This window comes from Microbulbifer zhoushanensis, assembly GCF_021729055.1.
Lineage (GTDB): Bacteria > Pseudomonadota > Gammaproteobacteria > Pseudomonadales > Cellvibrionaceae > Microbulbifer > Microbulbifer zhoushanensis.
On sequence record NZ_JAJSAO010000003.1, the window covers coordinates 141,892 to 162,808 of the forward strand.

The 20,917-nt window shown below is 58.7% G+C and carries 11 protein-coding genes; 1 reads left to right on the forward strand and 10 read right to left on the reverse strand.

Annotated features, from left to right (window positions below):
- Positions 1-143: 143 nt before the first annotated feature.
- The 8 genes from LVD10_RS06915 to LVD10_RS06950 form a co-directional block, all read right to left on the reverse strand.
- Positions 144-2,588, reverse strand: coding sequence for a matrixin family metalloprotease (locus LVD10_RS06915; RefSeq protein ID WP_233006283.1), 2,445 nt, complete (start codon positions 2,586-2,588; stop codon positions 144-146).
- Positions 2,588-3,229, reverse strand: a complete 642-nt coding sequence (locus LVD10_RS06920; protein WP_233006284.1) for a hypothetical protein — start codon at positions 3,227-3,229, stop codon at positions 2,588-2,590. Before LVD10_RS06920 ends, LVD10_RS06915 begins: the two co-directional genes overlap by 1 nt.
- 585 nt (positions 3,230-3,814) lie before the next feature.
- Complete coding sequence (locus tag LVD10_RS06925; protein WP_233006285.1) at positions 3,815-6,256, reverse strand: matrixin family metalloprotease; 2,442 nt, start codon at positions 6,254-6,256, stop codon at positions 3,815-3,817.
- Positions 6,256-6,897, reverse strand: a complete 642-nt coding sequence (locus LVD10_RS06930) for a hypothetical protein (RefSeq protein WP_233006286.1) — start codon at positions 6,895-6,897, stop codon at positions 6,256-6,258. The genes LVD10_RS06925 and LVD10_RS06930 overlap by 1 nt, the downstream gene beginning before the upstream one ends.
- Before the next feature lie 221 nt (positions 6,898-7,118).
- Entirely contained in the window at positions 7,119-7,796 is a 678-nt protein-coding gene (locus LVD10_RS06935; protein ID WP_233006287.1) for a response regulator, read from the reverse strand.
- Positions 7,797-7,799: 3 nt separating this feature from the next.
- Entirely contained in the window at positions 7,800-10,988 is a 3,189-nt protein-coding gene (locus LVD10_RS06940) for a two-component regulator propeller domain-containing protein (protein WP_237062643.1), read from the reverse strand.
- A 401-nt stretch (positions 10,989-11,389) separates the two neighbouring features.
- A complete protein-coding gene (locus LVD10_RS06945) occupies positions 11,390-13,597 on the reverse strand; it encodes a S9 family peptidase (RefSeq protein ID WP_237062645.1) in 2,208 nt (735 codons plus the stop codon).
- A gap of 173 nt (positions 13,598-13,770) precedes the next feature.
- Positions 13,771-15,300 carry a mechanosensitive ion channel family protein gene (locus LVD10_RS06950; protein WP_237062653.1) on the reverse strand — a complete coding sequence of 510 codons (1,530 nt, stop codon included), beginning with the start codon at positions 15,298-15,300 and terminating at the stop codon, positions 13,771-13,773.
- A gap of 348 nt (positions 15,301-15,648) precedes the next feature.
- On the opposite strand from LVD10_RS06950, the gene LVD10_RS06955 reads away from it, so the two are divergent.
- A complete protein-coding gene (locus LVD10_RS06955) occupies positions 15,649-15,846 on the forward strand; it encodes a hypothetical protein (RefSeq protein ID WP_233006291.1) in 198 nt (65 codons plus the stop codon).
- Positions 15,847-15,985: 139 nt separating this feature from the next.
- Here LVD10_RS06955 and LVD10_RS06960 read toward each other — a convergent pair whose 3' ends face one another.
- Together LVD10_RS06960 and LVD10_RS06965 are read right to left on the reverse strand one after the other, a co-directional pair.
- Positions 15,986-18,016 (reverse strand): tetratricopeptide repeat-containing sulfotransferase family protein, encoded by a 2,031-nt coding sequence (locus tag LVD10_RS06960; protein ID WP_369413274.1) that lies wholly within the window; start codon positions 18,014-18,016, stop codon positions 15,986-15,988.
- A 155-nt stretch (positions 18,017-18,171) separates the two neighbouring features.
- A complete protein-coding gene (locus LVD10_RS06965; RefSeq protein ID WP_237062664.1) occupies positions 18,172-20,586 on the reverse strand; it encodes a TonB-dependent receptor in 2,415 nt (804 codons plus the stop codon).
- Positions 20,587-20,917: the final 331 nt, after the last annotated feature.

Genomic DNA, 20,917 nt, shown 5'->3' on the forward strand with positions numbered 1-20,917 from the left:
CGCCCCCAGAGGCCAACTTCTCGCCGACAGGCGCCTTCTGGCACTTTATTTTCAATGGCAGGGACAGACCCGTAAAAGACCGCGCCAGAATAAAAAAAGGCGGGGCAAAGCCCCGCCCTGGTGTAGGGAAAATATAGCGGTTGTTATTGGTCTATAAACTCGCAGCGGCCCACTTCGGCACCCGCGGCCACCGCCTCACGGAGCCCGCCGGGGAAACCAACCTGCTGGGAAACGCCACTGTTACAGACGTAGGCCTGGTCCAGGTCGATTTTCCAGGAAAACTGTATGCCGGCCAGGCCACCCATGATTTCAGTGCCAGAGGCGCTGATGGAAATCGGGTTGTTCATCGGCAGGGAATCCATTTCCACTACGCCCTGCTTCCTCAGGAAGTCAGCGAGCTGCATCCAGCCAATTCCCTCGACCCAGAGCCCGCCTGCCAGGCCCATACGAAAGCTTCCTGCACGACCGATAGCGACACGGCCGTCATCGCTCATATCAGAAACGCTTAGCGGCACCGGCCCCACAGCGTCGGTGATCTCCTCCTCGCTCAGCACGTCACAGTAGTTCAGCCCGAAGAAGTAGAACGGCATATCCTCGCACCAGCGCAGGGAGCCGATATTGGTCACTGCGTCCGGGCTGGTTCCCTTGCTTGCATCCCATAGCTTCACACCATCAGCAGTTGTCAGGGCAACCCTGCGGCCGTCATAACTGGATGCGTACGCATCCCGTGCACCAAACGCATCGTGCAGCCTGATGATCGGGCCGTCGTTTACCCAGGCCACGGCACGCTGGTGGCTGTCGAGGCCCAGGACCACTTCACCATTACCGGAGATACCCTGTGCGCGGATAAACTGGGTCCTGCCCCAGTCGATACTGGAGGTATCCAGCTCGCGCATGCCGCCCTTCCTGTCCCAGATAAAGGGCACGATTTCACCGGTGAATGAGCGCTGGCAGAAGCCATCTCCGTCGACGTCCTTGTAGGCGAGCCCCACCGCGGTTTCCCCCTTGTCATCCATGGCCCAACCGCTGACCGCTGCCACGCCGGTCTGGGAGCCACCACCACAGCTGTTGCCGTTCAGGTCACCGAGACGGGTAATCCCCTGCTCCGACCAGATGGCTGCTTCCTGGATGCCATTACCGGTAAAGTCCTTCTGTACCAGCATCTTCTGGCCGTTGCGGTCCAGGGCGCCGTTGGCCGGGACAATATCCGCGGGCAGGACCTTGAAGCCTTTATCCTCATCCCACAGGAAAGCTGTCTGGCCCGCCAGGCCCGCACCCTTCTTACCGTTCTTGGCCATATCCAGCACAAAGGCCGATACAATCGGGGTCACCTGGACACCTTTCTGGTAACCGTTGAAGTAGAAATCCGCTTCACGGGTGACACCGGCTTCCGCGACTATCGGGGTCGCGTCACAGGCTGCATCCTGGAGCGGGTCGGTACCTTCTGACTCGTTCCAGTACTCCTGCTGGGACAGCAGCCTGGTACGTGCGGTCGGGTAGCCACCGCTATTGATTTGTTCCAGGTACAGGACATATTCCTGCCCCGGGGTCAGGTTGCGGATGGTGAACCGGCCATCCGGGCCCACCTTGCCCTGGGTGGCGGAACCAGTCATATCGGATACCGCATCAAACAGCGGATTGTCGACATTGCGGGCAATCACGTTGATACCACTGTACTCGGTCTTACCATCCTTCAGGCGCAACACACCGCTGATGGTGCCCGTGCTTGAAGCGTAATCAGCTGTCGGGTAAATGTTCGAAATCGCCGCCACGTCGTCCGGGTGCTCGATAGTGCTCTGCTCGGCACCGGCGCGGCCACTGTGGTTGATAAACGGGAACATGGTCTCGATGATTGCCGGGTCCGCGTTGTTCGCATTCGCATAAGCGGGATAATCCCAGCGATGCACAGGATCGACATCGCATCCCGGGACCCCGGGGTAGTTGGGGCTGTAGGTATAGCTCTGGTATGCCAGCTGGCCATTAACCTGCGAGTGGGACAGGTTGATCGCATGGCCGAATTCATGGGTAAAGACACCAGCAACATTATTGCCATCGACGTCCGTGTCCCAGACATTCCAGCCGTTCATTACCGCGGTGGCCTCAATGATAGTGCCATTGCCATCTGTCCATTCAGGGAACGCAATGCCGAGCACCGCTTCCTTAGGCACCCCGAAAAAATCCTCCAGGATGGAGCCATCGGTATCGTACAGCACCCAGAAACCATAGCCGTTTTCTTTGGTATAGATTTCTGCCGCATTTTCACCGGTAACGTCATCAATACCGGCCATCTGCTCGATGGTCCCGGTAATTTCTGCGGCGAAGGTGGATGTCGGCACGTCACTCCAGTTCCTGAACGCATGAGCAGTAATTTCGTTGGCCCGGTCGATGGTAATAAACGGGGTTTCTGCATCGTAGTCGAAGGTAAACGCTTCACCACCATCGGTATATACCGGGATAGGTCCCTTACTGGTATCCCATTTCAGTGGCTGGGGGTTTTGCCCATCCGTCGTATAAAGCGGACCGGCCGCGTGCACAGAAGTAGCGGCAACTGCCAGGCCGACGGCGAGGGTCAGGTTGTTAAGTTTCATTATTTCATGTCTCCCTTGCCAATCCAGTTTTCCGAAACCGCCCGACCCACCAGGTCAATAAACTGGCCGGCATCCACGGCACCGGCGGTGGTCAGCATGCTCTGCTGCTCCGGGCTCAGGAGCTGCTGGTTGATTTCCACATCCTCAAACAGGCCTGCATTATTGAACTGGTTGCTCAACTTGCCGTTCATGACACTGAACTTACCCTGCGCCATGCCAGCCGTCGTCTGCAGTCCGGTGCGACCGGCCTTTTCATGCATAAAGGCGATCACATATTCGCCCTCATTCCAGCGCGGAAAACCCTCGGGAGAAATCGCCAGCATCTTGTGGCCATTGGCTGCGGTGTGCGGCTCGAGGAGGCCGAACTGCCGGAAGGTGTATTCACTGCCCTCTTTCACTTTGCCCTTGGCATCACTGCCGACCTGGATCGTAACTTCGGTATAGGGAATGCCCGCCGCATCAATACCGTCAGAAACGCTCATGACAGTGCCGGCAACAATTGATTCAGAACTGGTTATCAACTGGGTCAGGTTCTGGGTTTTAAGCTTCATGGCACTGGCTACCGGCGCAACCAGCGTCACCACAAGCATGGCGATCAGTGCAGCAACTGGCTTGCGACACTGTTGGAGTTTCCCAATCATATTTGATTCCTTATTTTAAATTGGACACATCTCCAGCAGACAACCTGGATCAATCGACAATAAAAATATGGATTCCGGGCCTGTATAGGGGAATCCCCTATATCCCCCTATACGGGAAGCCCATCATGAAACGCCTGCATACTACACCGCAGAATTGTCGCGTCTTTCATTAAAGCGAGCCCCTTCAGGCACATTACTGGCCATCAACGGCATATGCAGGAAACCGACGGCGAGGAGGGGACAGTTGCACCAGGCAAAAAAAAGGCGGGGACAAGCCCCGCCATCAATGCCTCAAGGGAATCACTGAACTGTATATTCACATCGATCAATTTTTTTCAGGAGACATGGTGCCCTGATGCAGCCTTGGGGTACCGCAGGCCCTGCCCACCCAGTTTTTGATCGTGAACTACCTTCAGCCGATTCAGATCGGTTGATCCAAATACGGTTATAAGGTTACGGCGTTCAGCCGAGACAATACATAGGGGAATCCCCTAAATTGACAGTCTCCCCGAACTCACAGGGACAAAGCTAAAAAAAGCAAAAAAGCGGGGCAAAGCCCCGCTAAATCAAAGAGAGGAATAGTTATTATTGTTCCAGGAACTCACAGCGGCCAACTTCCGCACCACCGGCAACTGCCTCACGCAGCCCACCGGGGAAACCGACCTGCTCAGAGACACCGTTTTCGCAAACATATACCTGGTCCAGGTCGACCTTCCAGGAGAAGGAGATGCCCGCAAGGCCACCGACAATTTCAGTACCGGAGGCGCTGATGGAGAGCGGGTTATCGAGTGGCAACTGGTCCATCTCAACCACGCCCTGTTTCTTCAGGAAGTCGGCGAAGTGCATCCAGCCAATGCCCTCGACCCACATACCGCCGGCAAGCCCCATACGCCAGTTGCCGGCGCGACCGATGGCGACACTGCCGTCATCGCTCATGTCGAAGACAGTCAGCGGGATTGGGCCTGCCGCCTCAGTGATCTCTTCCTCGGTCAGTAACTGGCAGTAGTTGTAACCGAAGTAGTAGAACGGCATATCCTCACACCAGCGCAGGGAGCCAATATTGGTGAGGGCATCCACACCGGTGCCTTTGGCCGGGTTCCAGAGCTGCACTCCGTCTCTGGTTGCGAGCGCCACCTTGCTGCCGTCGTAGCTGCTGGCATAGGCCTCGTAGGCCCCGAAAGCACCGTGCAAGTCGATCATGGCACCATCATTCACCCAGGCAACTGCCTTGAAATGCGTATTCGAGCCCAGCACTACTTCGCCATTGCCCGAGATACCATGGGCACGGATAAACTGGGTGCGATCCCAGTCGATGCCGTCGGTGTCCAGCTCGCGCATGCCACCGGTCTTGTCCCAGATAAAGGGTACAATCTCACCACTGAAGGAGGTCTGGCAATTGCCGTCGCCATCAATATCCTTGTAGGCAATGCCCACAGCCGTGTCACCCTTGTCGTCCAACGCCCAGCCGCTGGTAGCGGTTGAACCGGTGACTGAGCTACCGCCGCAGCTGTTGTCGTTCAGGTCGCCCAGCGGCGTGACGCCGTTTTCAGACCAGATAGCGGCTTCCTGGATACCGTTGCCAGTAAAGTCTTTCTGTACCAGCATCTTCTGGCCATTGCGGTTCAGGGCACCGTTGGCCGGCACGAATTCCGGCGGCAGGACCTTGAAGCCCTTTTTCTCGTCCCACATGAATGCCGTTCTGCCCGCGACGCCGGCAGCGCGCTTGCCACCCTTGGCCATATCCATCACAAAGGCCTGAACCAGCGGGGTCACCTGCACGCCCTTGTCAAAGCCGTTGAAATAGAAATCGGCCTCCTTGGTCACACCGGCTTCCGCCTGGATCGGGGTCGCGTCACAGGCGTTGTCTACCAGGGGATCGCTGCTTTCTGACGCGTTCCAGTACTCGGCCTGGGACAGCAGGCGAGTGCGCATGGTCGGGTAGCCACCCGAGTCGATCTGCTCGAGATACAGTACGTATTCCTCGCCCGGAGTCAGGTTACGGATGGTGAAGCGGCCGTCGGGGCCCACCTTGCCCTGGGTGGCCGAACCGGTCATGTCGGAAACCGCATCGTAGAGCGGGTTGTCCACATTACGGGCGATGACGTTGATACCGCTGTACTCGGTCTTGCCATCCTTGAGGCGCAGCACGCCGGTAATGGAGCCGGTGGTGGAGGCGTAATCGGCGCTCGGGTACAGATTGGAAATAGCCGCGACATCATCCGGGTGCTCGATAGTGCTCTGCTCGGCCCCCGCCCGGCCACTGTGGTTAATAAACGGGAACATCGTCTCGATGATGTCCGGGCTGGCATTATTGGCCCCAAACGCCTCTGGATAATCCCAGCGATGGATCGGCTCCACGTCGCAGCCTGCCACGCCCGGGTAGTTGGGGCTGTAGGTATAGCTCTGGTATGCGAGCTGGCCATTAACCTGAGTGTGGGACAGATTGATCGCATGGCCGAATTCGTGAGTAAACACACCGGCCACGTTGTTGCCCTCAGTATCGGTGTCCCAGACATTCCAGCCGTTCATTACCGCAGTCGCCTCGATGATGGTGCCGTTGCCATCGGTCCACTCGGGGAAAGCAATGCCCAATACCGCTTCTTTCGGTACGCCGAAGAAGTCTTCCAGGATGGAGCCGTCAGTGTCGTACAGGACCCAGAAGCCGTAGCCGTTTTCTTTGGTGTAAATTTCGGTGGCGGTCTCGCCGGTCACGTCGGCAATGCCCAGCTTTTCCTCGATGGTGCCGGCAATCTCGGCGGAGAAAGTGGAGGTGGGCACGTCGCTCCAGTTCGCAAAGGCGTGGGCCGTGATTTCATTGGCACGGTCGATGCTGAGGAATGTCGAGCCATCGTAGCCCACGGTAAAGGCCTCACCTCCATCGGTGTAGACCGGGATGGGGCCCTTGCTGGTGTCCCACTTGAGCGGTTGCGGATTTTCCCCATCGGTGGTGTACAGGGGACCGGCGGCCTGTGCCGACACAGCAGCCACGGTCAGGCCAATGGCGAGAGTAAGCTTGTTCAGTTTCATTACTTCATCTCCCCTGTACCAATCCAGTTTTCAGAAACCGCGCGACCAACCAGGTCCATGAACTGGGTGGCATCCACGGCGCCGGGAGTAGTCAGCATGCTCTGCTGCTCCGAGCTCAGCAGTTGCTGGTTGATTTCCACACCCTCGAACAGACCGGCATTATTGAACTGGTTGTTCAGCTTTCCGTTCATCACACTGAACTTGCCCTGGGCCATGCCGGCGGTGGTCTGCAGGCCGGTGCGGCCGGCTTTTTCGTGCATGAAGGCAATTACGTATTCGCCTTCGCTCCAGCGGGGGAAACCTTCCGGGGAAATTGCCAGCAGCTTGTGGCCGTTGGCCATGGTGCGCGGCTCCAGCAGGCCAAACTGGCGGAAGGTGTATTCGCTGCCTTCCTTTATCTGGCCCTTCGCATCGCTACCCACCTGGATGGTGACTTCGGTATAGGGAATACCCGCGGCATCGATACCGTCAGTCACACTTTTCACGGTGCCGGCAACAATGGCCTCGGAGCTGGTGATCAGCTGGGTGAGATTCTGGGTCTTGAGTTTCATGGCGCTGGCTACCGGTGCAACCAGGGTAACCACGAGTGTGGCGAGCAGTGCGGCAAGGGGCTTGCGGCACCGTTGGATTTTACCTAACACGTTGATTTCCTCTCATTATTGTATACATCGCGGCCGGGCTGTATGGGTCCCGACCAGGGACAATTCCACGTTAAGGAGAGGCTGGAAGGCGGTGTATCGGGGTTTCCCCGATATTGGGGCTCACGTGATTGAATTCACATTTTTGCTCACTCAGGTGTGTGCCAGTGGTGCACTATCTTCACATAACAGTGTTACCGGCACCGTAACAATGCGGATCCGCTTCAGGGCTCGGGGTTGACCAGGCCGGTGCGAATGGCAAACCGCACCAGGCCCGGCACATTGTGAATACCCAGCCGGTCCATCAGCTGGGCGCGGTGGGCCTCCACCGTTTTGACGCTGACATTCAGGCTGTCGGCAATTTCCCGTGGACCGCGGCCTTCCGCGATCAGCTGCAGGATCTGTCGCTGGCGGGGAGTCAGCACCTCCGCAGCAGAAATGGCATCACCGCCGGTGGCGACAAAACGCTCCACCACGGCGCGATCGATAGCAGCGCATAGGTAATCCCGCCCGGCGAACAGGGCTTTCAGGGCCTCGGCCAGCTCATCGAATGCCGAGTCCTTCAACAAATAACCCTGTGCGCCGGCATTCAGGGCGCGGGCGACATACTCTGCACCCGAATGCATGGACAGGATCAGGATTCGCACATCCGGATAGTGCTGGCTGAGGTGTGCAGCCACCTCGAGCCCGTTCATGCCCGGCAGGGAGACATCCAGGAGAACCGCATCCGGGGGATCCTTCCGGATCATCTCAAGGGCTTCCAGGCCATCGCCACTTTCACCGATCACCGCGATACCGGTCATATCGTCGAGCAGGGCTCGCATACCCGCACGCAGCAAACTGTGGTCATCCACCAGCAGGATGCGCCGGGCGTTATCGTTAGGGAATGGGTGTTTTTGCATATGTCAGCCCGGTATTGTTGCAGTGACCCGGCAGCCAGCGCCGGGACTGGAATCAAAATTCATCTCGCCACCTACGCCATGTACCCGCTCGAGCATGCCCAGCAGGCCCAGGTGTTCACCACGGCGGGCCCGGGTCCAGACCTCCAGGGGCTCAAACCCGCAACCGTCGTCCTCGATTTCCACGGTCAGGCATTGCCCGTCGTGCCGCAGCCTGACGTCAACGCGACTGGCACCCGCATGCCGGATGATATTACTCACAGCCTCCTGGACCAGCCGGAAAATGGTGGTACGGAACTCCCCGGTAATCCAGGACAGCTCACTGTCTGTCCGCAGTTCGATCTGTATCCCGGCGCGGTCGCTCACTGAATCAAGGTGTACACGCAAAGCCTCAACCAGCCCGGCCTCATCGAGCAACGGCGGCCGCAGGCTCAGGGAGATATTCCGCACCTGGGCAATCATATTGTCGATCATGGTGAGGGAAGCGCCGAGTAGCCCCTGCTGATCTCGCGGGTCGGCGGCGCCCTTTACCCGCTGCAGGCTGATCTTGGTCGCCGTAAGGGTCTGCCCCAATTCATCGTGCAGCTCCCGGGAAATCTCCTGCCGCTGTTCTTCCTTGGCAGTCTGCAATCTGCGGGTCAGGTTGCGCAGGCCCGAGTGCGCCTGGGATAGCTCCTCACGACTCTCCCGCACTGTTTGCAGTGCGTGGTCCTTGTCCTGTTGCAGCTGCTCCAGCTGGCGATTGCGGCGCCGCAGACCGCGGACCCGGTGCCGGTGCCAGCCCCAGGTCCCGATGAGCAACAGGAAAATACCACCGACGCGAAATTCCGCAGTCATCCAGATTGGCGGAATGACCTCGAGCTCCAGGGCCGGGGAAACGCTCCAGTTGCCAAAGACGTCCCGCCCGCGAATCCTGAGACGGTGAGCGCCGGGCGACAGCTCCAGCAGGGTGACGAAATGCCGGTCGCCGAGGGACTGCCAGTCGGCTTCTTCACTCAGGCGATACTGGTACTCGTGCCTGCCGCGCGCATAATCCAGTACAGCATACGAGACCGAGAACATTTGTCCCCAGTCGATCGAATATTTGCTCAGTGCGGTGGCCGGCTGTATATCGAGTCCGCCCTGGCCATCGGGCTGGGTCAGCTCAACCATCCTGACAGCGCTGGGTTCCCGCTCCCGCATCGGGGTGCCGGAGGGAATCATCACAACGCCCCCGAGCCCACCAAAGTACAGGTAATCCGCATCCCGCGCGGCGGCGCGGACGTTAAAATGCGTAATCGGTAAACCACTCTCGGCAACGTGGTTGATCAAAGCACCAGAGGCAGGTTGCAGCCGTGTCAGCCCCTCCCGGGAACTGATCCAGAGCGAACCATCGTCGTCCTCGACAATGCCCACCACATTGTCACTCAGCAGGCCATCCCGCTCGGTCCAGCGGCGCTGCAATTGCAGCTGGCCGGCCGCGGACAGGATAAACTGATGCAGGCCACCGCCATTCGTACCCACCCAGATATCGCCGGTTGCCGCGAGATACATCCCGGTGACATTGTGGTGCCCCAGGCCATCAGACACGGTAAAACGCTGGCAGGACCATTCATTCACCTGGCACAGATTGAGCCCGCTCGAACGGGTACCAACCAGGAGCAGGTTTTTACCCACCTCCAGCAGTCCGGAAATATAGTTGCCGCTGAGGGAATCCTGCCTCTCCGGGTCATGGGTAAAGGCCGCAAACTGCTCGCTCTTCGTAGCGAGCCGGAACAGGCCACTACCCCCGACACCTACCCAAAGTGCACCCCGGCCGTCCTCGGCCAGGCTGGTGACATATCCCTGCCCCAGTCCACGACCGGAATCCGCAGTGACCAGTTGGGCGGACTCACCATCGGCTGAAAGAAACCACAGGCCATTATTGGTTCCCGCCACCAGCTCGCCATTGTGCCTCCGGGTAATGGCAATCACCCCGTCACGTGCCAGTAACTCCGGTGCATCGTGGAGCTGCTCCGCCCGCTGCCGGCCCGGGGAAAAGGGCTGTGGTCCACCACCAAAGCTACCCACCCACGGACGCTGGTCACCATCGGCAAAGACTGCGGTGACATTGCGGTTGCGAAGTTGGCTCGACTCGGAATCCGCGTTCAGGAAACCGAAATGCTCTTCAGGCAACCGTGCGAGGTAGACCCCACTGCCCCAGGTACCGACAAAAATACGCTGGCCACTAATGACCAGGCTCAACTGGGGCAGGGGCGGTAGCTGTCCCGGCTGGCCAGGGGACGCCGGGTTAGCCGGATATATCTCACCGGTTTCAGGATCGTAAACCAGTACCCCGGAGGCCATGGTTGTCATCCAGAGGCGCCCCCGCGGTCCCCAGGCCAGGTCGGTAACCACATCCTCCACACTGCTTTCCGGCGCTATCGGTATGCGCCTGACCTCGCCGGCCCCGGGGCTGATAAACACCAGCCCATTGCGTGTTGCCGCGTACATCGAGCCATCGCTCGCCTCGGCCAACCCGAATACATCATTGACCGCGGACGGGCCTCCCAGCCGGTCGGACAAGTCAATATGATCGAAACCCTCTCGGCCCGCGCGCCGGATACTGATGCCACCGCCTAAGGTGGCAACCCAGATGTCCCCAGCGCGGTCAGCATGCACGCTATAGACGTAATCGTGGGCGAGCGAACGGGGATCCTCAGGATCGTGGAAGAAGCGCTCGACAATGCCGGTGGCGGGGTCCAGCCGGTTCAGGCCGATCTGGCTGCCGATCCACAGGTGACCGCTGGCGTCTTCTGCCATGCCGTAGACACTTTCGTGACTGAGGCTATGGGGGTCACCGGTCTTGTGCCGGAAATGGCGAAAGCTGTCCGTCTGCGGATCATAACGGCTGAGCCCCGCAGTGTTACTGGCCACCCAGATATGGCCGTGCCTGTCCTCATACAGGGAGCGGATGTCGCTGTCGGGAAGGCTCCCCGCATCACCCTGGCCCACTGGCAGTGCCCTGGCCTGGTAACCGTCGTAACGAAAAACCCCTTCACGGGTGCCGGCCCAGAGAAGGCCGCCACGGTCCACAATGACGGACGATACCACCTTCACATCCAGCCCGTCGGCGACGCCCAGGGGCTGGAACTCCACGGGCTGCCGCGCCATCAGGGGGAAAGAAAGCAATAAACACACTGCAGCCAGCAGTAGCCTGGTAGCCCTGCCTGTCATCGTAGTTCCATGGTTTTATTCTTGATCTGGACGACCTCCCCCGCCCGCCGGAGCCCTGCAGGTCCCGGCCAGGACGCTGCCCGCGCCCGATAGGGAGGCGGGAGGAAGTTTGGAATCTACGGAATATAACCAAATTTAATGCAGTACTACCAGAACGATATAACAATAAAACTTTTATGAATTTTTAGTCACGCTCATGCCAATTCCCGGGCCATCAGGGCAGAATAAGAATCCGATATAAGGAGCCAGGTAGAATTTTTTCCCACCTCTTCTCAACCCAACAGCGCGGACAGCTCGCCAGGCATAAAAAAACCGGGCGGTGCCCGGCTTTATATCTGCAAAGGGAAGCATGCGTGAAAGAAAAGGGGCGCCCGGATTCCTCCCTTGCGCCACTTCCGCCTTCAACCACCAGCTTTCAAGTGGCGATCAAAGAATTCCCGGATCATGGTGTACTGGTGAACCCGGGTCTGCTTGCCGCGCAGGCTGTGCTTCTTGCCCGGGTAGGTCATCAGCTCAAACTGCTTGCCCTGATCCTGCAGCAGCTTGATCAGTTTAGTGGTATTGGTGAACAGCACATTGTCGTCCGCCATGCCATGGTAGATCAGCAGGTCACCCTTGAGGCCATCGACATAGGGAAAAACCGAGGATGCCTTATAGGCTTCTGCATCGCTGTTGGGATTCCCCATGTAACGCTCGGTGTAGTGGGTGTCGTAAAGCCCCCAGTCGGTGACCGGTGCCCCCGAGACCCCTGCCTGGAAATAATCGCCGGCCTTGAACATATTCATCAGGGTCATATAACCGCCGTAGCTATGCCCGAACACGCCGATTCGATCTGCACTGACATATGGCAGCGAGCGCAGGAATTCCACCCCGGTGACCTGGTCCTCGACCTCCACCGACCCCATCGCCTTGTGAATTGGGTTTTCAAACTCGGTACCGCGATTGGCGGAGCCCCGGTTATCGACGGAGAACACCACGTAACCCTGCTGGGCCATATACTGGTTGAACAGTCGGTCCCAGCTATTGGTGACCACCTGGGCATGCGGTCCACCATACTGGTATACCATTACCGGGTACTTCTTCTTCGGGTCGAATCCCGCCGGCTTATACAGGCGATAAAACAGCTGGTGGCCCCGCGGTGCGTCAATAGTGCCGAATTCGGGCTCGATCCAGTCTTCCATATACGGATACAACGGGTGTCCTTTCTCCACCGCATTTTCCTCGAGCCAGGTTACCTGCCGGCCCTCGGAATTGTGCAGGCTCACCTGAGACGGTGTGGTGATATTGGAGAACTTGTCGATATAACCCGAGGCATCCCGGGCAAAGGTGACGCTGTGCATACCAGCGCGGGAAGACAGCCGCTCTATCGGCGAGTCAGCCTTAAGCCCGGTCCGGTACAAGTGGCGCTCCAGCGGTGTGTCTTTACGACCGGTGAAGTAAACCCTGCCGCTGTCCTCATCCACGGCCTCGAGCGCGTCCACTGACCAGGCGCCCCGGGTGAGCTGGCGCAGCAGCTCCCCGTCCAGGTTGTACAGGTACAGGTGGCGGAAGCCGTCGCGCTCGGAGGACCAGACAAAACGGTCACTATCCTGCAGGAATTTCAGGTCGTCGTGCAGGTTGACCCAGGTCTCGCTCTTTTCTTCGAGCAGGGTACGCGTCTTGCCGGAGCCGATATCCACCAGGCGCAGGGCAAGCGTCTGCTGGCTGCGATCCTGCCATTGATAGCTGAGCAGGTCATCGCGCGCCCACTCCACCCGCGGAATATAAATATCCCTGTTCTCGCCCAGGTCGACCCACTGGATATCGCCACTGCTGACATCCAGCACTCCCAGTTTGACCAGTACATTGGGGCGACCGGCTGCGGGATAGCGCTGCTGGATCATATCGATGCGGTCTGCATAGATCTCGCTGCGAGTAACCTCATCCACCGGGGACTCGTCCACCTGCAGGAAGGCGATATGCCGGTCATCAGGCGACCACCAGTAGCCGGTCATGCGATCCATTTCTTCCTGGGCGACAAATTCCGCCATGCCATTCTTGACCGGGCCCTCGCCATCCCGTGTCAGCTGGCGCTCACGGCCTGTCTCCAGATCGACAATAAAGATGTCCTGGTCACGAATAAAGGAAACAAAACGTCCCTGGGGTGAGACCCGTACATCGGTCTCGAAAGCCTCGGTCTCGGTCAGGCGACGGGCGGACTTGCGGGCCAGGTCATAATAAAAAACATCACCTGCCAGCGGGAAGAGAAGAGAGTCCCCTTTCCGGGACCATGTGTACTCCATGATGCCGCTGCCATAGATGCGCTGGCGCTCGCGCCGGGCCTTTTCCTCATCCGACAGGACTTCCTCACCACGATGCAGCGTATCTGAGTCGACCAGCATCCGCGTTTTCCCGGCCTGCAGGTTGTATTCCCACAGGTCGTAGCGGTTGTAATCGTCCTCACGTCCCTTCAGGAAAGTGACTCGACTACCATCGGGAGAATACTTCAGTGCGCGCGGCGCGGATCCGTCCAGGGCGGGATCGGAGAAGATTCTCTCGATCGAAAGCGGATCAGCGGATGAATACCCGGCCGAAAGGCAGCCAAGCAGCAACAAAATCTGTTTCTTCATAGTCTTATGGGGCTCCCGATTGCCTCTTTCACGTTGAGGCAGAATCTCATATGCAAAGGATTCTAAACGGAAGTCCCAACTACTGAAAGGCGTCCGCGAGGGGAGCCTCGACATCCCGGGCCAGGCGTCCACTCAAGGCTCCGCATCGCACACCACAGATTCCGGCCTGCCCGTCAACCATTCCCGGCCTCCTCCATGACACCAACCGGCTTATCGCGCCCGACCCGCTCTCGCAGCTCAACCTTCGCAGGCGGCGCCTGGCCGGACTTGTCTTCACCGAAGTAAACCGTCTGGTGGGGAAAGGGAATCTCAATCCCCTCACGGTCGAACTTTTGCTTGATGCGGCGGTTAAACTCCCTCCCAACACGCCACTTCTCGTGCGCCCGCGTCTTGGTGCGGGCCTTGATCACGACTGCACTGTCCGCGAATGCATCGACTCCCAGGACTTCGAGCGGCTCGAGGATCAATGGACCAAACTCATCGCTCTGCCGCAGCTCCTTATCCACTGCGAGCAGGCAATCAATGACCTCATCGGTATCTTCGCGATAGGCCACACCAATTTCGAGCATGTAATAGCTGTAGTGCTTGGTCAGGTTGTCGACCACGGAAATTTCGCTGAAAGGGATGGTGTGTACAGTACCATCCAGCGCCCTCAGTTCGATTTTTCGCAACGAAATATTGGTGACCTCACCGGTACGGCCGCCCACAGTCACGATATCTTCCACCTGCAAAAGATCCTCGAGCAGAATCGTAAAACCGGTAAGGAAGTCCTTGACCAGGGTCTGGGCCCCGAAACCGATTGCAATACCGAATACACCAGCACCCGCCAACAACGGCATGACATCGATATCAAACTCCGACAGCAACACCAACCCGGTCATCACCGTCAGTACAAACAGGAGCAGGTTCCGGATCAACGGCACGAGCGTTCGCACCCGGGCGTTGGCTGACAGCATCCGCTCACCGAAGTAGTGCTCGATCACGCCGTTGATTGTCTCCCACAGTGCACAGAACACGGCGAGTACAAGAAACAGAGACAGAGTCACCTGGGCCAGGTTGCGCAACGCCTCCCTGGAAATCAGCTCACCCACGACGCCGCCAAACAGTTCCACCCCGGTATAGCCAAACAGGATCACCGCCATAGAGTAACCAAGCCAGCGCTGCAACTGGAACAATACCGAAAAGCGTGTCCGCGCAATTCCCAGCCGCCGGCGCCCGGGCCGTAACTTTCCGTCAACAAAAGAGGCCACACGGTTATTGATGGCGACTCCGATAAACAGAATTAGCGAGGCAATGGCCAGTAGCAGAAGCTTCCCTGCCTGATTCGCAGAGAGACCAATCCCATTCAGGAATGACGAATAATCCCGGACTATCTCGGTGGCGACATCGTCGACCGCAAGGGCATCACTGATCTTGAGCGCACCCCCACCCGGGGAAGTCTCGCTGGCCTGCTGCAGCCGCTTCAGGTTGCCCAGGAATTGCTTGCGTTGCCCGGGATCCTCCAGCAGCTCAACCAGCCGGTCGATCTGCACCGGGGACAAGCGACCCTCGCCACCGTTGGAGTCCTGCGCGACCGAAACAGCCGATTCAGGCGGCATGCCTGCAGCAGTCTCTCCACCAGCGGGCCCTTCGGGTCGAGGCTGGCTTTCCTCCGACAGGACAATCGGTGACAACAGGAGCAGCTGCACAAGCAGCACAGCCATCACCCTCACACTGAGACGATCTGGAAAGATATTCCCCCCTGCCTGAAAAATGGTTGAATCCGACTTGGGCAGCTACCCATCCGGGACAGCCCGACCAGCTCCTGGTTCCTGGCCAATACACCCAGGCTCTTTTTGAACACGGATTAACGAAATTGATTCTGCTGTTTTTGTACTGAGGGTTACCTGGCTCACTTTCAACCCCCTGCGGGGATTCACTGGGCGCCATCTTTTCCGGAAAGGGCTATCCGGCGGTAACCGGAACCGTTGGGAATGTCGGGAACTAAACGGCCCTGCAACCTGTCAGAGCCTGACTGACATAAACTGGTTCACCAATCTAGGAGTGAGAATATGGTTATCATCAGGAAACTGGCACTGGTTTTCTTCGCCACTTTATTGAGCGTTGGCATTGCCGGGTGCGACCGCGATACCGATGCCGAGGAAGTTGGTGAAACGATCGACGAGAAAGTCGAGGATGTTGGCAATGCGGTGGAGGATGCCTGCGAGGAAGTGAAGGAAGGCGCCGACGCAGAGGATACTGACTGCTAACAACTCACGCGAGTCGCCATCGCAGGAAAGCCATGGCGACTCCAGCCCCGGTAACCCGCAAGGCGGGTTACCCACTCGCCAGCTATCCATTCAAGTCAGACTACGCCACGATCCCACGCCGAACGGGCAAGCAAAAGATTCAATTATGCGGATACTGCGCTATTTCATCAGCGAGTATCGCCTTCAGTGGGGACAGTTCGGTCTCGAAGTTTCGCCACTGTTCAGTACTGCCGCGGTAAATTGGCTGGCGCACCTGTTCCGCACTTGGTGTGCGAACAGCACGCTGGGTCGTATGGAATTCGATACAGGCTTCCTCAAAGGGAATTCCGCAGAATCCCAGTATACGCCGCACTTCTCCCTCCAGGTCATCGACAACAGCTTCGTAATGTACGCGCAACACCTGTCCCGGCAGCACCCGGTCCCAGTGATCCATCAGGCGCACGTAGTCGCGGTAATACTCCCCTACAGTCTCCAGGCCGTAGGTAAACTCCTGTCCCTCGGCGAAAAGCTGCTTGAAGCCACTGAAGCAACACGCCATTGGGTGACGACGCGCATCGATAATCTTTGCATTCGGAAGCATCAACTTGATCAGGCCAATATGGCGAAAGTTGTTGGGCATTTTGTCGATAAACAGGGGGGCGGCTTCTCGATGTATCCGCGTCTCCTCTATGTAGCGCTCGCCCAGCTCTCGCAGTTGCCCCGGATCCAGGTCGTGCAACACCGCCGGGTAGCGAGGCACCTCACTGGCTCTACGGCGACCATCCAGCCGTCGTGCCGCCGCCATCACATTGTGTAGTTCGAGAGTGCCGTCGACCTCTGAGTGAGAAGAGAGTATCTGCTCGATCAGCGTTGAACCAGCACGGGGCAGGCCCACGATGAATATCGGGTCGGGCGCGGGAAAGCCTTTGTCGGCGTTGCGCGCAAATAACGCCGGCGTACAGTGCTCGATCTGCAGTTCCGTGTCGCGGCGGTTCTGCTCGATGCTATAGCGGGACTCCTGCCGCTTCAATGCGTTGCCCTGCTCGTAGAAATCGAACGCGTCGGCGAACTGCTTACGATCCTCCAGGGCTTTACCCAGCGCAAAACAGAGATGGTAGCGGTCCTCCAGCGCGGTGTCGGGTCGCGACTGCAGGCGCTGCATGGCCTCGATTTCATCGTCGGAAAAGCGATAGGTCTTCATATTGGCGAGACTCCAGTAAGCATCGCCAAAGTCCTCGCGCGCCCGGTAGGCTGCCTGATAGGCCTCGTTGGCCTCCTCCGCGCGACCAATGGTCTTCAGGGTATGGCCACGCTGCAGGTGTATATTGGCCAACTGCGGCTCTGCCCTGGCGATCTCGTCGTAGACCCCGAGTGCGGTATCGTAATCCCCCACCATGGCGCTCTGGGTAGCGAACAGGATATCCGCCTGGCGACCACCCTGGGCCTCACGCAATTTTTTTGCCTGCGCCAGCGCCGCGGCAAATTTCTGTCGCTTGCGCAGTATCCCGATATAGTCAAAGCGGGCCTGATGGAAGTCCGGGTAGAGCTCCAGGCAGCTTTCCAGCAGGAAATCGGCATCATCCAGGATGCCCAGTTCCGCTCCCACCAATGCCAACAGGCGCATGGCCTCCGGGTGGTGACGATGGCGCTGGAGAAAGCCGCGGCAGATCTGCTCGGCCTTGTACAGCCTGCGCTCGTATAACAGGCTCGCTGCGCTCGCCAGCTCCGGCGGCAGTTTCTGCAGGTGCTGGAACTGACGCAGCGCGTGTTCCGCCTCAGCGACTTCCCCGGCCTGGCGCAGGCCCAGCGCCAGGCCCTTCCAGCTGGCGTGCAGTGCCGGGTTCAGCTCCACCGCATGCCGGTATGCAGTGATCGCGGCGGTGTTATCTTCCAGCTGGCTGAAGTTGTGCCCACGCTCCTGGTATGCGCGGGCATTGCGGCCATCCACTGCCAACAGCTGCTCTAGGGTTTCCAGTGCCTGTCGATGTTCGCCCAGGTAGCGCCGGCTTGCGGCCAGCATATACAGGGCCTCGCTATCCTGCGGATATTCTTCCACAAGCTTTTCCGCCAGGGTCTTCGCCCGGGTAAACTCGCGCTGTTTCAAGGCGCCACGAACTTCCCGGAGGGCTGCCTGGTCGGCCCCGCCGCGGGGGGAAGGTTGTTGATCAGCTGCCTGGCTATCTGTGGACACGGATAATTCTCAACGTTGGCGGTCAGTGGATCCTGGGCCCGGATGGGCAACGGATTCGCTTCTCTCCCCAAAGGCAAAAACGAATCCGCTGTCCACCAGGGCTGCCCCTCCCGCTCGCGGAAGGGGCAGCCCGGTCATGACTTACCGATCAGGGATCAGAAGTCATAGGTCAGCCGCACGCCCATGGTAAGCGGACGGTTGGTGGTGATGCGCTTGGAGTTATCCAGCGTATTGATAAACAGCTCCGCACGCTCATCAGTGAGGTTCTCCGCATACAGCTCGGCACCCCAGTTCATCTCGCGCATGCCGACAGAGGCGTCTACCGTGGTGTAGGCGTCCTGGCGGAAGCGGTCGTTGGGCTGTACCACGATGGAGCTCCAGGCCTCATCACTGTACTGCGCGCCCACCTGCCAATAGGCATCGAAACCGGACACGGTCCAGTCGTAACGCGCGCGCAGGTTCATCTGCAGGGGCGGGGACAGGGCCAGCTCGCTGCCTTCCGGTGCCACGTTCACGGCACTGGCGGGAACCTTGGTGATCTCGGTGTCATTGTAGGAGAGCGCACCGATAATCTGCAGGTTGTCCGTGGGCAGCCAGGTTACGTCCGCCTCGATACCGCGGATCTGCGCATCCAGGGCATTATCCAGGTAGAACAGGAAGTAGACGCTCGGGTCGAAGACCGAGGTCTGGATATTGGACCAGTCCACCTGGTAGATGCTGCCGTTGAACTGCAGGCTGTAATCCGAGAGGCTGGTCTTCCAGCCGGCTTCGTAGTTGTCCACGGTATCGGTGGTCACAGTGTACGGCACCGTGGTGGTCTCGTTGCCGTTGCCACCACCGCGGTTGAATGCGGGCGGACGGAAGCCTTCGGAATAGGTAGCGTACAGCAGTACATCGCTGTTCGGTGTGTAGCTCAGGGTGAACTTGGTAATCACGTCGCTCTCGTTGAGCGGTGTTTCCACGCCGGCCTCGGCCCACTTGGAATCCAGGTTGTCACCGAACTGGTCCAGGTCGACACCCTCACTGAACAGCGGCGAGTTACCGAACGAGGAGTTGGCGGAACCCAGCAGTTCCACATCGATATCGTACTGGCGCACGCCTACGGTTGCGGTGAGCTGGTCGGTCAGGTCGTAGGACAGCTCACCGAAGAACGCCAGCTGCTCTTCCGTGCGGGTAATATCGTTGAAGAAGGCTACACCCGCGGGACGCGCACTGGGGTCAATGACGGTAGCCTTGTTCGGGTCGGTTGTATCCGGGGACCAGCCGCGCGGATAGTTCTGGGGGAAGCCCAGGTCAACGATGGAGTTGTAGACAAAGTTGCCGCGGTCAAGGATCTCCACGTCTTCGTAGAAGGCGCCGGCGGTCAGGCGCAGGGCATAGTCTTCCGGGGTGGAGAAGCGCAACTCATGGCTGGTGCGGGTGTTCTCCACCAGGCCCACGTAACCCTTGGTGGGGTCGTAGCAGCTGTCGACATAGTCGCAGGTGTAATAGGCCACGTAACCACCGACATCGTTGTAGCCGGTGTAGTCCATGGACTGCTCGACTTCGCGATCCAGGTAGGCACCGGTGTAGACCACATCGAGTGCTGCCAGGCGCCCTTCCAGGGTCCAGCTGGTGAGATCGAAGCTGTCCTCGAGGGAATCCTCAAAGTAGCGCTGCACTTCCAGGTCGCCCACGTCTTCCGGGTCGTGGTCGAAAACACCATCGGCATCCAGGTCCTGGTGCGTGTGCTGTACCAGCGCTTCCCAGTTGTCGTTGATCAGGTATTTAACCCCGATCCGCGTACCGCGGTAGCTGGCATCGTTGAAGTCCTCTTCCACCAGGTCTTCGTTGGTGGCGCTTTCCACCGGCAGGCCTGCCCAGGCCGGGTTTACTTCCGGGTCCGGGGTGTAAGTGCCGGCCACATTATCGATGTAGCCACCTTCATTGGACTGGTAAGCGGCAACACGGGCAGCCAGCTTGCCATCCACCAGTGGCAGGTTTATTACCGACTCGAGTGTGTCGGACATCTCGCCGTCCTTGGTGGTGGCGAGCCCCGCCTCGATGCCCAGCTCGAACTCGTCGATCACCGGCTTGTTGGTGATCAGGCGTACGGTACCTGCCTGGGAGCTGGCACCGAACAGGGTGCCCTGCGGCCCCTTCAGAACTTCCACCCGCTCGATATCGGTGACGTAGACATCCAGGTTGCGGCCGCCGACACTGACCGGTGCCTCGTCCACATACAGGGCAACATTCGGCGCGGTGCCATTGGCCTGGGAGAGCTGGGTGGCGATGGTGTCGGTGGCCATACCACGAATATAGATGGATGACTGGCCCGGCCCGCGACCGCCAGAGGTCACATTGGGCATATGGCGGATATAGTCATCGAAGTTGGTGACGTTGAGGTTTTCCAGGTTCTGCTCGCCCAGCGCCTGGACGGTCACCGGAATATCCTGCGCGCTGGACGCGCGCTTGGTGGCAGTCACTGTGACTTCCTCGATCTGCCTGGGTGCTGCCTCGACGGCCGCACTGCCCAGCAGCGCCGCTGAGGCGGCGATCACTGCGCTATGCAGTTTATTTTTCTCGAACACAAAGTTCTCCTTGCTTTCCTGAGGTTGATTTCAATCATTGAAAACCGCTGCCCCCAAATAAGGGGCATTCCCGGAGGCCGCCACGCGGCCACAGGCAACAGTTACAGGCGCACTGCCGGTATCCCACGGACACCAACCGATTCCATCCCGCTGAAAAATTTAGTGATGTAATTATTTTTGGAATTCTGCCCCGACACTGAAGTGGCCTGAGAGCCCTTCATGGAGCATAAGACAGGGGAGCAACCGCGATCACGATCTGCAAATTGCCTTTATTTGCGGCGAATTTTTGCAAATTCGTGGAGGAAAGACAAATGTGCATCACAAAAAGATT